Source organism: Lysinibacillus sp. ACHW1.5, from assembly GCF_022014815.1.
Taxonomy (GTDB): Bacteria; Bacillota; Bacilli; order Bacillales_A; family Planococcaceae; genus Lysinibacillus; species Lysinibacillus capsici.
Map to the genome: position 1 here is coordinate 2835409 of NZ_CP091777.1, position 13634 is coordinate 2849042.

A 13634-nucleotide genomic window follows, 5' to 3' on the forward strand; every position below is an offset into this window, starting at 1 on the left:
CACATTCGTAGCCTCTACGAAGAGATTAAAAGGTATTAAAAAAATATATGCACTTTTGCTTCCGCTTCATCTGGTTATCCTCGTATCATATAAGTTGGTCGGGTCAGGGTCTTATAGGTATAGGGATTCGTATGCTGGGTTTCACTTACTTGGATACGAATCGTCATCCCTTCTCCTACTTTGCTATTTAATGCGAATTTCCCATTAAAAGCTTGAACGCGCTCCTGCATGCCTTGTATGCCCATAGAATCGGCAAGTAGAATATCATCTATATTACAACCAACACCATCATCGCTATACAAAATTTGGAATCCCTCTTCGGTGCCCAGTAAATGTATTTCAACTGTATTAGCATAGGAATGTTTTAACGCATTGTTTAATAGTTCTTGGAACAGCCGATAAATCATTAAATTTAAGCGCTCATCCTCTAAATAGAGGCGGTCAATTGTATAGATCAAAACAAAATTAGCCCGTTTATGAATTTTTTGTATTAATTTTTCAAGGGCTGCATTTAAGCCCAATGTATCTAATAGAGGTGGCTTTAAGTTTTCGCAGTAGCCCCTCAAATCATTCAGAGAGATAATCATATGTTCATGAAGCTTTATAAGTTTAGATGGGATCTCCTCTTTTTCTTTTGTATGCATGAGGACATCCATTTCCCTTGCAATGTGCAGTTGCTCTTGTAAAATCGTATCATGAAGTTCCTGTGCTAACTGATATTTTTCTTCCTCAAACCTTAGCCAAAGCAATTTATTGAGCCATGGTAGCTGTCGATTATCAGCTTCTTTCATATGCTTTAACTGATTTAAAAGCTCCTCAACCATTTTTGTGTTTTCGATAAAATTATTTAAATAGAGTAGCAATAATTCTAGCCATAGCAGTTCCTCGTCCTTGAGATAAATCGTTTTATTATGATCCACAACAAGGATTCGTTTAAAGTTCACATCCTGATGAATAAAGGCGATATAGAAATGATCTGTCTTTTTTATATCTCCCAAGCCTAATCTTTCGACTAGTACCTCATCTATTTGATGCTGCGTGTATTCTTTGGATTTATTGGTTAAGGTAACTTGATGTGTTTGAAAATCATATGTGAGCACATACACACTTTCCATTTCAAGCTGCACCACAACCTCTTGTACAAATTTCTCCAATAAGTCCTCAATCTTCACCACTCTACCAATACTCTCAACGGTCGTATACAAACGGTGGATGTAGTCGCCTTTTGTAGAAAATAAAATTTTCCGCTTACGATAATCAATCCGCTCTTTAATGTAGAACAACGCCATTAACGATAGAAAGGCAAAAAAGAAAATCTCTGTCATACGCGAAACTGATAAATCTGCAAATAAATATAAACCGATTAACAGCCATATCGTAAAGCCAAATGAGAAATTAAAATAATAACGCAATCGAGAAATGAAATACTCCATATCAAAAATACGTTCAGTGAGTTGTGTAAAAATGAAGCTGAATGGAATTAGTAAAAGAAATAATGAACAAATATCAGCAGAAAGTAGTTGTTCATTGAAAAAAATTTGAGGTAAAGCATATAAAAATAAAAAAGGCAGAAATGGGATAATTATACTCATTAATAAAAGCTTTAGATGGGAAGATTTATACTTAAAAAAACCTACAATTAAAATTCCAAGATTCAATAGTATTAATAGAAAAAATAGCCATAGTATCAATTCAGATAATATCGGATTAATTGATGGATAAAAAATACTAAAAACACTCATTGCAACAGCCAAAAAAGGTAAAACAAAGAAATTTCTTATATTTTTTAAGAATAACCACTTTATATCTAAAAACAAAAAATATTCTTTTAAAAAGAGCAATAAAATGACTAAACACAGAAGTAAACTACTACGATTAATAATCATACCTATATTATCTAAACGTCCTGAAGCACCAATACTTACATAGGCTAAAGAAACACTTAGAATAAATAATATAAGTAAATTAGTAAGTTTTTGGTTAATTCTTTTAGAATATAAGTATATTGTAATGAATAATGTTAGAAAATAATAACAAGCTGGTATTATCAATAAATAGTAAAATTGTTGAGGAATATCTAGATTTTTTATCTGTATAGAGACTATCCTACCATCCGACTTTTGAATTGTAATTTCTTTCGCTGCTCTTATGGCAGAATCAAAGGATATATAAGATAAATTACTTATTTTAACATTATCAACGTATAAAACAATATCTCCAGGAACAATTTTATGCTTAGACGCCCAATTTTTATAGTAAGAATCCGTTATTGTCCAATTATCATTTATTTTTTCTAATTCTATATTTAAAAAGGGCGTGCTATAAGTAATATAAAGTAAATAAATACCTGAAATTAAATAGAATCCTATAGCAAGCCCAAACCATTTATTTTTTAAATATTTTAGTACCAAACGCGATTTTCTAAACATACATCTTCATCAAACGAATCCAATATTGCCTTTTGCTCTAATGCTGTTACACCAATGAGAGAAGCTTTTTTTTCTTTTAACAATGTCACCAACGTCGGATTTTGCTCTAAATACTGAATCATGTTAATCATTAAAATCGCCTCATTTCTTCATTTTTTAAGTTTATAGTCACTATTTTTTGCCAATAATTCCTCTTAATAAGGAATTATTAACCATTTATGTAACTATATTTTCATTATACTACCTCTTTCCAATAATTCAACATTATTTTCTAAAAAATTCAAAAAATAATAGAATACGTAATAATTTTGCTTTATTTTCAATTATTTTTCTCCAAGAGTAGACATAAAAATCAAAAGAAAAGCCTCTTCCTTCTAGTAGGAAGAAGCTTTTCATTTATATCTCTTACTCATACTGACATCCTTCTTGTAGCCACTTGCTTAAATCAGAAGTAATCAATGTTGCATGCTCCGGGTTCATATCACCACTATCTACTGCTAAAACACGATAATCCTCTGCCTTTATGTCCATTAAAAAGATCATTCCTCCACTATCATCCCCAATAGCAATATAGCCTTTTGCATATTCCGCCACTTCCCAAGTCTCGTTTCTTTCTACAATTTCCTCCGTGCCATAAATGAACACACCATTCGTAAACGATAAACCGTTACTTTCCTTTAATACAAGTGTATAGGCACTCGGAAGTTGGCAATTCAACTTATTTTCTATGTGTACAATTTGGTGATCTGTTGCTGGTGGATTAGCTGTATAGCTATTATGTATAGGTAACATGTCGTCACCGTCCTTTCCAATAAACTTTTTTACGTCTGCGCTGCACAAAATTCATAAAACGCCAGGATTAAGGCATCAACCTTTTGTTTACTGACAATTTTACCTAACCATTCTTCTGGAATATTGTCCAACTGTTTATACATACCCGCTATCGATCCTGTAATCGCTGCAACTGTGTCCGTATCTTCTCCTAAATTAACTGCCTTAAGAATGGCGTCTTTAAATGTTGTAGAATTACCTACGCACCAAATGGCCGCCTCTAATGAATGAACAATATAGCCGCTTGATTGAATCTCGTCTTCAGGCGTATTTAAAAAGTTTTCATGAAAAATCCTTGCATAAGCATTTAACTCTGCTTTCATTTCATGTTGTAAATTATTTTGAAGTAGTTCAAAAACCTCTTTTAAGGCCACTTCTAGTGAATTATTTTGGTATAAGCTTAATAATAGCTCAATGTAAATAATGGATCCTACTATGGAACGCGGATGACCATGAGTAATCTCTGTATATTGATGTACTAAATCTTTTCTTTTAGCAAAATCTAACTCATGCATGACCACGAATACTAAAGGAGCTATCCTCATTAGTGTACCATTGCCATTATCAAACTCGCCCGTTTTACCACATTGTGCTGGCGGAACACCTTTTTTATAGTTGGAAACGGCTTCTGCTGTAGTTATTCCAATATCAAACATTTCGCCAAATGGTGTAAGATAGCCCTGCTCCATGTATTGTACAAATTTGTTCATTAATGTTTTGGTATCCCCATTTTCAATAATGTTCTCGACCAGGCAGAGTGTTAGCGAAGTATCGTCAGACCAAGTGCCAGGTGGCTGATTATAAGTACCATACCCCATCACATCTTGCACATGGAAAGTTCCTCTTTGTTTAAACTCAACAGGTACGCCCATTAGATCACCAATAATCCCGCCGTATAAAGTGTCAAACACTCGCTCCCTCAATTTTGTATCTACCATTGATGCCACCCCTAACTTTTATTTAATTTATCACAATTCAAAAACAGTACATTTAATTTTATAATAAATCAATTCCTCATTTATTATTTTTTCAATCTCTCTCCAACCCCCTCCTGCTAAACCTGAACCAATTTTAGGCATCTGTATCGATAATCGATTTTTTAATGCAAATCTCGCAACTTTTCTTAAACATAAACGAAGCGCATCATAATCAATATAGGTTGTACGATCTTTATCATTTTTCTTCACACCGTGTTGTGCAAGCATATTGGCAACAAAAGTAGCTTTCTGCTGGTCTACACATACAAACTGAACCTCTCCTAACCCAAAAGTTTCTTTATCCTTCGACCATTTTATATATTCATTTTTGGCAAAAGGGAATTGCTTTGATAAAGATAAAACAAAGCCTTTTCCCCATTTTCCTAAAATATTAACAACATGAATGATGAGTGTATGTTCTTCGAAAGGAAGAGAAGCATCACCCTTTAAGTAGTTTATGTGAGAATTGTTAGCTACAATTCCCTCCTGCCATTTATTCTCAAATTCTAATTGAGTAATAGGTACACTATCGCTTAAATCTAAACTCTCGATATGTCCGTCATACAATAAAGATCCAACATCTTCGTTCCAATCGTGCAATGATGAAGAACTATATATATCATTATTTATTATGTTGATCTGCCTAGTTGCAACGCCATCATCAAATTCTGTATATAATTGTCCATAACCTTTTAAAAATTCAATATTATCACATTTATAGTATAATAGACTATTACTAGTCCTTGCGTGACTCTCTACCACTGTTTACCTCCATTTTGGAATATCCAAATACATTTTTCAACCAATAATAAAAGTCCTGTTTCGACTAAAACTTTAATTCGCATATATTTAACAATCAAAACCACTTCCATAATCAATTTTCATAATTTAAAGACACTTTCCCTTTTTATGAATAGTATAGCATTTCTAGGTATTTCACCTAATATGAAAACCTCAGCATCTTTCTTTGCATAACTATATGCTGGATTTTCAAGTGGGCAGTCATTTGTAAGAGTGTTTCTAGTAATCTACCACCAGCACCATAAACACGATCTTTTTTGTCTTTTGTTTCATATAGATTGCCTACATCATCGACGCTACGGTATAAGAAATAAGCATTTGCACCCTTCCAAGCTAATACTGTACGAGGAAGTGGAGCGTAATACGCCTTTTCGCCCCAATCTGCTAATGTATAAGATGTTCCACCGATAATTTATTCAAATTTCGGGAACTCATTTGAGATTGTATAAAGTGAAGCTGTTACGGTAGGTAGCTTTTTATGAGCCATTTGCATCTTTGTAAATCACCATTGTTTTTTTAGCAGTTTGATTACCTGAAGCGTTTAAGTTATAGTTATGGTTTTTTGCGAATGTTTTACCATTCACAGTAATTGAATTTCCAATTTCATTAACGTCAACACAGATAGAGCTAGAAGATGTAGGTGTTTGATCGTAAGATTGAGTGTTGTAAAAAACCGCCATTGATACCATAATACGATGTACTCGTTAAGGGTTTACAGATTGTTTCTGTGCAAATGTTAGATAAAGGTGTTTTAATCATGTGAACGAAGGGGCGACCCATCATCCAAAGTTCGCTTGAATAAGTATAATTTGTAGCCATAAGATAGTTCCTCCTAAAGTTATGCAATATTTTGTTGCAACACTCTATAAAGGGGAATTTCGATTTGATTTAACAACCTCCTAAAAAAAGGTTTTAAAAAGGTTTTATTCACGTTCATACATATTTAGTCTTATTCGTAAAAAAAGCCCAAGCTGTATACAAAATGGGAAATGCCCCGAACATCCTCGCTACAATGACTGTTGTAATTTTATAGATTTGGAGTTTTCGCGATAAATATCCATAGGTTATACATCGTTGATTTAACAATGTTTTTCGATTGGATCACCAATTGCAGCATGTATAAAATTCTGCATAAATAGCATCAGAATTTAATCTTTACTTCTTATGATAAACAAAATATTCTAAGCCTCCATACGTCTTAAGCCATTTAAAATCAAAGTATGAGTATAATAACCTTGAATAAAATAACCATCTTAAACGAACGTAAACGACCTATAATTTGATTTCCATGAGTCTTATTTGGTAAAACAAACAAAAAAGCATTTCCCAAAAAACAATACAATACTGTTAATTTTCGGCAATGTATAAATAAAAAAGACCACCTCGTATGAGATGGATACATCATTCATCTATTCAATTAAAGCACCACGTTTGTTGAACAAGGAATTTTGTTTACCCTTCAACAATTGCAAGATATTTTTTGATTTCTCCTTCAGATTCAACAATTAAAATATCTCCTCGTTCTTTGGTGGAAAAAATCTTTGTACCAACAGGAAGTTTATTCGACATCTCATCTCTAAAATCTGTATTAGCATCATTTTTTGTTTTTATTTCACCGATTTGAACATCTTTTGTTAAAGACAATTTTTCAACCCAATCAATATTAGCTTTGTAGATAACTCCATCATACTGAAAAATATCAGCATCAGAATCTAATGTTAAAGCTTCTTCGGCATCTATACTGTCAATTGATACTGTTGTAGTTCCCCCTTGAATATTGCATCCTGTAATCATGAATAAAGCTAATGCGATCAAACCATAGAATAATTTTTTTATTTTATTTACCCACCTCTTTTATATAGACACCAATTATCCACCAAAAGTTACATATTCAACTAAATTTCTTCGTTAGTTGAACAAGAATCCGTTCCACAACTCTTTAAGTTTTGATATCAAGGCTGACCAAGACTTTCGAACTACCTTTTTACTAAAATTAACTAATTTATAAAAATTATTTATATATTTTAATTATTGGTATAAAATGGGGTTGTTTAAAAAATACCTAGGGGTTTTAACTTGAAATCAAAATCGAAACTTGCTGTTATGCTTCTGTCTTTTGTTTTATTATTTTCTATATTTCAAAACACAGCTTCAGCATACTCTTTAACTGGTTGGCGTTTTACTAGTACGAACTTTATTTCGTATAAATGGGGAGATAGCTTCAATAATGGCGTTGATACAAATTGTTAATTCTAATATCTCTAAAAATAGTTTTATCTTCTATTTTTTCTAAATTAAATCTGATGTTTTCACCTCGCAGCATTGCAAGAGATTCTTGCATATCTAAACCATCAAAATTAATTGATGTTAAAACATTTGAAACATTTATATATATTCGAGGTAAATAGCGCAAACAATCCACTAAGGAGAAGTTCCGTTATGAAAATTTTAATAACTTTGAACGTCCAAAGATAGATTAACACCAAATACACGATACATTAATTCTTCTCTAATACACAAAAACATAGGTAAAGAAGTGCTAATAGCGTCTTCTTACCTATGTTTGGAAATATTCATCATAAATATTTACTACTAGTTCAATTATAGTAAAGCTCACAACTTCAGAAAGAATCTTGAAATCTTTAAGAAACAAAACATTAGGATAAAGTGTACATCATCCATACAACAACAATATCGTTTGTACAACTTAAAAATCCAGATAATTATATAATGCTCTAGATGCCCTCGTAGTCTTATTTCCTCATACACATGTTTCTGAAAACTATATTATCTTACTTAAGTTTTGCCTGAATATGCTTGCAAAAATCAAGAAATGAAGGAGCAACAATAATAGCATTCTCAGGGTCGTAACTTACTTCATAATCCATGTATTTAATTTCTCCTGTTTGAATATCAATCCAAAAATCATTATCAGCATGATTATCAGCAAAAGGAATATGAAATAGAACAAAGTCTTCAAATTCCTCAGAATAATCTATCCTTCTATCTTTTGCTCTTTCAATAGATGTTGTATAATCAGAATCTTCCTCATCTTCGATTAAGGGGATATGAAAAAAACTACCAATTTCTATAGAATAATAATCCTTATTTGAAGCTTCATAAAAATTATGCGGATAAATATATGCCCCTTTAGAAAACACTCCACCATTAGTAGTAAGGTAAAACTTTATAAAATCTTTTTTACCTGGAAACTCATCAGGTACAATTTCATTTATTTGGGAAAGCGATATACTCTTCCAAGAATTCTCAAATAAAATATCATTATTAAAAAATTCATTAGAATTACTTTTAAAATTGTTGTTCATTTAGGTTACACACCCTCCTTTTAATTTATTTCTTCTTTTAGTTGCTTCCGCAACTGCTTCTGGCGAACCATATTTAAAACCTGTATCCTTTTTAAAATCATCAGCACCGCCTACATGTGGGTATTTATGGTATTCTTCGTGTACAAATTGCATTCTCATTGTATTCGTCTTAGGATCGTAATCTATATGATGAGATCGATAATTTTTGCCTGGATCATTAATTCCAGCTTCTTTTGCAAGTGCGGCTCTATCATCAAAATATGAACCAGTTGCATCTATAGTAAATATACCATGTGGATTATTCGGACTTATAGTTTTAGGATGTATTACTCCTCACCAGTAGAAAGGAAAATGATTGGTTGCCTTACTATTAATCCAAAGGGATCTATCATTGCATTTAGATCACTAACATAACCGTATAATGTAGGATTCCCACCCGCAAGTCCAATCGGGTCAATTTGAGTATAATTCCCTTGCTCTGGGTCGTAGTATCGGAATCGGTTATAATACAATCCGATTTCTACATCCTCATACTGCCCCTGATATCTAAATGGAATAAAGTCTCTTCAGAACCAGATGGATCTCGCTCAAGCTTGAAGATTGCATGTATGTTTATTCTCAGTCTCTATTAACAGACTGTTTTCTCAAAACATTTCTTAAATGCAACGGAATGAAAACTGTTCGCTTACGCGATGATATGAAAAAAGAAGGCTTAAGCGCCTTCTTTTTTATATTTCTACTATTATTTATCTAACTATGATATTGCCAATATTATAATCTTTCTCTTATTATATTTTTAAAAATTACCACTTTACCCCCTATATTAAAGTTATACCTTCCATCTTCCCATAGATTATTAAGCCTTCTAATTCATTAATTGCACCAATATCTTCAATAGTCCTTATCTTCCCATTCAACTTCAGATAACTGTTTACAATTTTCATGTTTAAGATAAAAAGGTAAATACTACTTTAAAACAAAAAAACGATTATGATTAACTTGAAATTTTTCTGAATTTTCCAACCTATCTATTTCGGGCTTTATAAGCCTCTTTTTCATAAATTAAATTCCTCTATATTTTAGTTTCTAATGAATACACTATAATGATTTATTTCTGCTCAATCCTCACTTTTGCACCTAAAGAAATAAAGTATTCAGCTAAAACTAAAATATTTTCTCCATATCCCGCAGCTATTAGAAATCCTTTATTATTTAAACCGTTTCGTATCTCATCAAGTGATAATCCTGTTTCTTTTTTTAATGCTAGTATCACTTTTGATTTATTTTCACCTGGATTATCCAGATACACATAATTCTTTTTTGCTTTTTCTATAATCCGTTGCTCAATTGGAGCAAAATTATCTTTTGATTTTACAATAGGAAGAAATCCGCATAAAACCCTAATTTCCTCCTCACTTAACTTAACTTTCCACTCTTTCTCCATTAAATCATAAAAATCAGATTGATATTCACCTCTTTTATAGTATCTATCATCGTGTTTATCAAGCCAAACAGATAGAAAATAGTCGAATTTTTCTAGTGAATCCACTAGTAGTTTTGGTGAAAAATCTTCTCCAACATAATCGTAATAAATTGGAGTTTCTGCTTTACTTATATCGGCAATCACTGGATTTCCACTCCAACTGGAAATAATAATCCAATTTTCACGCCATTTCATTGTCTTTGAAATATCTATCCAACCTTTATCATCTCTTATAAACCTGTAACCTTCTAACGCAACTGTTAGATTTTCTATACCAAATATATAGAAATCGTTAGTCCAATAAAACATTATATCTTTGGATTTTGGTAAATCACTGTACCATTTCAAAAGCGCTTGGCTTAAAATTGGAAGTTTGAAAACTTTTCCTAACTCCCGTTTAGTTTCTGTAGATGTTCCTAAACATTTTATCTTATTGGCATTTTCTTGCTTAGAAATTGAACGAGCTAGATACTTCATCGTTTTTTACAGCTCCTTTCACTGTTATATCTATCTATCATTGCTTGGCGATCAATTAGTCTACCAGTAGTTGCATTAGTATAACTTCCTCTATGACCTCTCTCACCATATAAATGTTCATTATATCCTCCAACATGTTTAGCATTAGGTAAAAATCTAATATTTCTTGGATCTCCCTTCCAAGCATTCCCTAAAGCCCCGTTCTTATGATTAGTAATATGATGTCCTGTATAACCACTCACTTTTCCCCGGCTTTTTAGTTCTTCTATTTCAGCTTCATCCCAAAGATGAGATCCACTCCCTGTTTTTTCAACCAATTCTTTTTCTAATTCCCAAGCACGTTCTATACCTTGATAATACGATCCATTTATTGGTGTTACTTTTGTTGGTTTATACATAATTAAGTTCAATTCTGATAAATCTACACCAGGAAGCATTGGAGATTTAGGGGCTAGACCAAATATATCCAATGAATTATTTGGGTTCCCGACATAACCATACAAAGTAGGATTCCCACCCGCAAGTCCAATCGGATCTATTTGAGTATAATTCCCTTGCTCTGAGTCGTAGTATCGGAATCGGTTATAATACAATCCAATTTCTACATCATCATACTGACCTTGATATCTAAATGGAATAAAGTCTTTCTCACCTGTAAATTCTTTCACTCTACCGTAAACATCAAGCTCTGCAGACCAAACTCTATTACCCTCATCATCATAGGCTTCAACAGACGTTCCGAGATAATCACTAATAATACTATAATGACCTTCACTCGTAATCTTTGCAGAAGGGACGAAGCCGTCATTGAACACCCATGTAACAAGATCATCTGCTATATCGGTATCAGTCTGTGAAGAATTCAGATTGTCTAAAGTATCTGCAACATTCTGTGTGGAGTACTCATGCAGAATCGTATTGCCATCCCATACAAAATGAGTTGCCTTATCCTCAGAACGCTTCTCTATCCGTCTACCTAGAGCATCATACTTGAAAATAACTTCTGTGAGATCAGGACGAATGACCTTCGACATCATGCCATTGCCATAATACTCGTACTTCCACGTATCACCATTGTTTTCGACTTTCTCTATGAGATTTCCTTCTTCATCATAAGAGAATTGGGCATCTTTCGTTTCAAGTAATCTACTACCAGGGCCGTAAACGCGATCTTTTTTGTCTTTTGTTTCATATAGATTACCGACATCATCGACGCTACGGTATAAGAAATCAAATTTACTGTCTTGATTGGCCCAGACGAGGTTACTGAATTCGTCGTATCCGTACGTTACTTTTACACCAGTTAGCTCATTGACCATGCTGCGTAATTGGTGATTCACATCCCAAATAGTAATTCTATTTCAGATGTGTTATGTGAGGTGACATCAAGTCATTTCAATATCTTTCTTCAATAATTAACAATAAATTCTTTAAAATTAAAATTCTAGCGGTTTTTGCTTTTTTAAAGCTTCAGTGTTGACTATATTTACTGGAAACTGATGAGAGTCCTTGCACTATAATAAAAGAGTAGCAATAATCCAAATTCTATGGATTTATGCTACTCTCTTTTAATTAGGTTCGAAATATATTCAAGATACTTTTTGGTCAAATGCTCAATCTTCTAACCTTCTGAAGGAGAGTACCTTCAAATCATAAAGAATATTGCCTCTCTCGTTTCAAACAATTTCTAATCTTCTTTTGTCTTTATTTAATGCCCTTTTTATCTTTTTACTAATCCTGTTGGAAGTACTCAGGATCTTCCATGATCTTGGATAAAAATTCTTCAAGAGAGCTGGCAATCTTCTTTTGGTTTTCATAAATAGGACTTTATTCACTATCTGTTAATTCTATTGAAAAAGGCACAGACTCCCATCCATTAAAAAGAATAGTTTATTCTCTTCATCATAGGGTGGGTAAGCTTCAAAAAATCCTTGTCTTAATCGAAAGTCTCTTATTAATTCAGGACTTAACACACAAGTCTTCATAGCCATCATGATAAAACTTTTCTAAAAAACTCCCAAGTGCTCCAAGACACCAAAGGGCGTCTTTCATCTAATAGAAATATAGGTTCTAAATAATCAAATGCATTATCTAACGCTTCAATTTCATCCATTATTTCATATGATGGGTCTGGAATAAATATTTATTTTTTTTAATATCAGCTAGTTCTATTAATCGAGCTAATTTATCAATAAATCTTTAATTTTCTTTTCCATATAAAACCTCTCCTCATTAATTGATTTATCTATCCAAGTTTATTACAAGTTTCTTTACCTCTTGGAAGATCCCCTGCTTTTATTTTTCTTTTTGTACTCTTTTAATAGTTGCGTCATCATTTATTCCTGGTTTCCATCTACTTTTTATTTTATTCACTTCTTGCTTCTATCTTTGTGTTTGCTTCCTGTAAGTATCATTAACACAAAAAACATAGGTAAAGAAGTATTAAAAATTCCTTCTTACCTATGTTTCAATATTTTCCCAATAATCATCTATTATTACGATGTATGACTAAAAATTCTACTTCTACTTGAAGATATATTTTAATACAAAAAATTCCGGCCTTCGTACATTTCATCCCATTACCAACAGAACATCTTTAATTTATGTCGTGAATTTTTTGCTTTCGGCAGGCGAATCATTCGTCTAAGTGATTAGAGCTATTGAAGCATCTTACAACGGAAAAATATATTTCTATTCAAGAAGTCTTAATGAGAAATAGGTATTGTCATTATTTAACTGTAATATTTATTCCTTTGTACTCATGTTGCTACCCCAACTTTATCAAAAGATAAACCTTTAATTTGATTATTTTCAATAAAGTCAATAAACTTTTGAGTACAATAATAAAAATTAATTTTAACATCTCTAAAGAGAATTTGATCGGATATTTCGTTTAATTTGAACTTAATTTCTTTATTTCTTAGCATACTAAGAGATTGTTGGGTATCTAAACCATCAAAATCAATAGCAGGAATTACTTTAAGTACATTTATATATATGAAATCCTCCGAAATATTTTTTATCCTTACAGGAAACATTTCAATTTCATTTGGCAGTAATTTTTTAAATTGATTTTCAAATTTCTTTTTCACAATTAAAGTAGAACCAAAACAACGTGCATCAAAATCTAAAAGCTCATTTTTTTGTAAATTATCCTTTGATATTGCAAAAATATCTTCTTTCCATTCTAAAGTAATTTTTTGTCCTTTAAAAGTTGAAAAAAGTCTCACGTCTTTTTCATCAAGAAAAGTCAAATCAAAATAGTCAAAATCATTTCCTATTTTAAATATATCCATATTAATCCCTCGCC

At 32.1% G+C, this 13634-nt stretch carries 14 protein-coding genes; 1 reads left to right on the top strand and 13 read right to left on the bottom strand.

The window, feature by feature from the left end; translation table 11 throughout:
* Positions 1 to 74 precede the first annotated feature (74 nt).
* The 7 genes from L6W14_RS14135 to L6W14_RS14165 form a co-directional block, all read right to left on the bottom strand.
* A complete protein-coding gene (locus L6W14_RS14135; protein WP_237898235.1) occupies positions 75 to 2429 on the bottom strand; it encodes a sensor histidine kinase in 2355 nt (784 codons plus the stop codon).
* Positions 2402 to 2560, bottom strand: a complete 159-nt coding sequence (gene comX / locus L6W14_RS14140) for a competence pheromone ComX (protein ID WP_131522431.1) — start codon at positions 2558 to 2560, stop codon at positions 2402 to 2404. The genes L6W14_RS14135 and comX overlap by 28 nt, the downstream gene beginning before the upstream one ends.
* Positions 2561 to 2834: 274 nt before the next feature.
* Positions 2835 to 3221: an SMI1/KNR4 family protein gene (locus L6W14_RS14145; RefSeq protein WP_237898236.1), complete on the bottom strand. Its 387-nt coding sequence runs from the start codon at positions 3219 to 3221 to the stop codon at positions 2835 to 2837.
* Positions 3222 to 3250: 29 nt separating this feature from the next.
* A complete protein-coding gene (locus L6W14_RS14150; RefSeq protein WP_237898237.1) occupies positions 3251 to 4198 on the bottom strand; it encodes an ADP-ribosylglycohydrolase family protein in 948 nt (315 codons plus the stop codon).
* Between the two features lie 30 nt (positions 4199 to 4228).
* Positions 4229 to 4999, bottom strand: coding sequence for a macro domain-containing protein (locus tag L6W14_RS14155; protein WP_131522428.1), 771 nt, complete (start codon positions 4997 to 4999; stop codon positions 4229 to 4231).
* A 515-nt stretch (positions 5000 to 5514) separates the two neighbouring features.
* A complete protein-coding gene (locus L6W14_RS14160) occupies positions 5515 to 5727 on the bottom strand; it encodes a hypothetical protein (protein ID WP_131522427.1) in 213 nt (70 codons plus the stop codon).
* A gap of 763 nt (positions 5728 to 6490) precedes the next feature.
* Entirely contained in the window at positions 6491 to 6832 is a 342-nt protein-coding gene (locus tag L6W14_RS14165) for a hypothetical protein (RefSeq protein ID WP_237898238.1), read from the bottom strand.
* A 282-nt stretch (positions 6833 to 7114) separates the two neighbouring features.
* Between L6W14_RS14165 and L6W14_RS14170 the strand changes: the two genes are divergently transcribed.
* The gene (locus tag L6W14_RS14170) at positions 7115 to 7288 is read left to right on the top strand and encodes a hypothetical protein (protein WP_237898239.1); all 174 of its coding nucleotides are present in this window, start codon (positions 7115 to 7117) and stop codon (positions 7286 to 7288) included.
* A 542-nt stretch (positions 7289 to 7830) separates the two neighbouring features.
* On the opposite strand, the gene L6W14_RS14175 is transcribed toward L6W14_RS14170, so the two are convergent.
* From L6W14_RS14175 to L6W14_RS14200, 6 genes are all read right to left on the bottom strand, one after another.
* Entirely contained in the window at positions 7831 to 8364 is a 534-nt protein-coding gene (locus tag L6W14_RS14175) for an SMI1/KNR4 family protein (protein WP_131520648.1), read from the bottom strand.
* Positions 8365 to 8523, bottom strand: a complete 159-nt coding sequence (locus tag L6W14_RS14180) for a hypothetical protein (protein ID WP_237898240.1) — start codon at positions 8521 to 8523, stop codon at positions 8365 to 8367. It abuts the gene before it with no gap.
* Positions 8524 to 8690: 167 nt separating this feature from the next.
* Complete coding sequence (locus tag L6W14_RS14185) at positions 8691 to 8921, bottom strand: RHS repeat-associated core domain-containing protein (protein WP_256451375.1); 231 nt, start codon at positions 8919 to 8921, stop codon at positions 8691 to 8693.
* A 551-nt stretch (positions 8922 to 9472) separates the two neighbouring features.
* Positions 9473 to 10324, bottom strand: a complete 852-nt coding sequence (locus L6W14_RS14190) for a hypothetical protein (RefSeq protein ID WP_131520647.1) — start codon at positions 10322 to 10324, stop codon at positions 9473 to 9475.
* On the bottom strand, positions 10321 to 11664 hold the full coding sequence (locus L6W14_RS14195; protein WP_131520646.1) for an RHS repeat-associated core domain-containing protein: 1344 nt from the start codon (positions 11662 to 11664) through the stop codon (positions 10321 to 10323). Before L6W14_RS14195 ends, L6W14_RS14190 begins: the two co-directional genes overlap by 4 nt.
* A 1419-nt stretch (positions 11665 to 13083) precedes the next feature.
* Positions 13084 to 13620: a hypothetical protein gene (locus L6W14_RS14200; protein WP_237898242.1), complete on the bottom strand. Its 537-nt coding sequence runs from the start codon at positions 13618 to 13620 to the stop codon at positions 13084 to 13086.
* Positions 13621 to 13634: the final 14 nt, after the last annotated feature.

What these genes read in the sequence shown, in the direction of transcription:
- L6W14_RS14135 (WP_237898235.1), bottom strand. Translation starts at nt 2,429, where the DNA reads ATGTTTAGAAAATCGCGTTTGGTACTAAAATATTTAAAAAATAAATGG.
- comX (WP_131522431.1), bottom strand. Translation starts at nt 2,560, where the DNA reads ATGATTAACATGATTCAGTATTTAGAGCAAAATCCGACGTTGGTGACA.
- L6W14_RS14145 (WP_237898236.1), bottom strand. Translation starts at nt 3,221, where the DNA reads ATGTTACCTATACATAATAGCTATACAGCTAATCCACCAGCAACAGAT.
- L6W14_RS14150 (WP_237898237.1), bottom strand. Translation starts at nt 4,198, where the DNA reads ATGGTAGATACAAAATTGAGGGAGCGAGTGTTTGACACTTTATACGGC.
- L6W14_RS14160 (WP_131522427.1), bottom strand. Translation starts at nt 5,727, where the DNA reads ATGGTATCAATGGCGGTTTTTTACAACACTCAATCTTACGATCAAACA.
- L6W14_RS14165 (WP_237898238.1), bottom strand. Translation starts at nt 6,832, where the DNA reads ATGATTACAGGATGCAATATTCAAGGGGGAACTACAACAGTATCAATT.
- L6W14_RS14175 (WP_131520648.1), bottom strand. Translation starts at nt 8,364, where the DNA reads ATGAACAACAATTTTAAAAGTAATTCTAATGAATTTTTTAATAATGAT.
- L6W14_RS14180 (WP_237898240.1), bottom strand. Translation starts at nt 8,523, where the DNA reads ATGAGAATGCAATTTGTACACGAAGAATACCATAAATACCCACATGTA.
- L6W14_RS14190 (WP_131520647.1), bottom strand. Translation starts at nt 10,324, where the DNA reads ATGAAGTATCTAGCTCGTTCAATTTCTAAGCAAGAAAATGCCAATAAG.
- L6W14_RS14200 (WP_237898242.1), bottom strand. Translation starts at nt 13,620, where the DNA reads ATGGATATATTTAAAATAGGAAATGATTTTGACTATTTTGATTTGACT.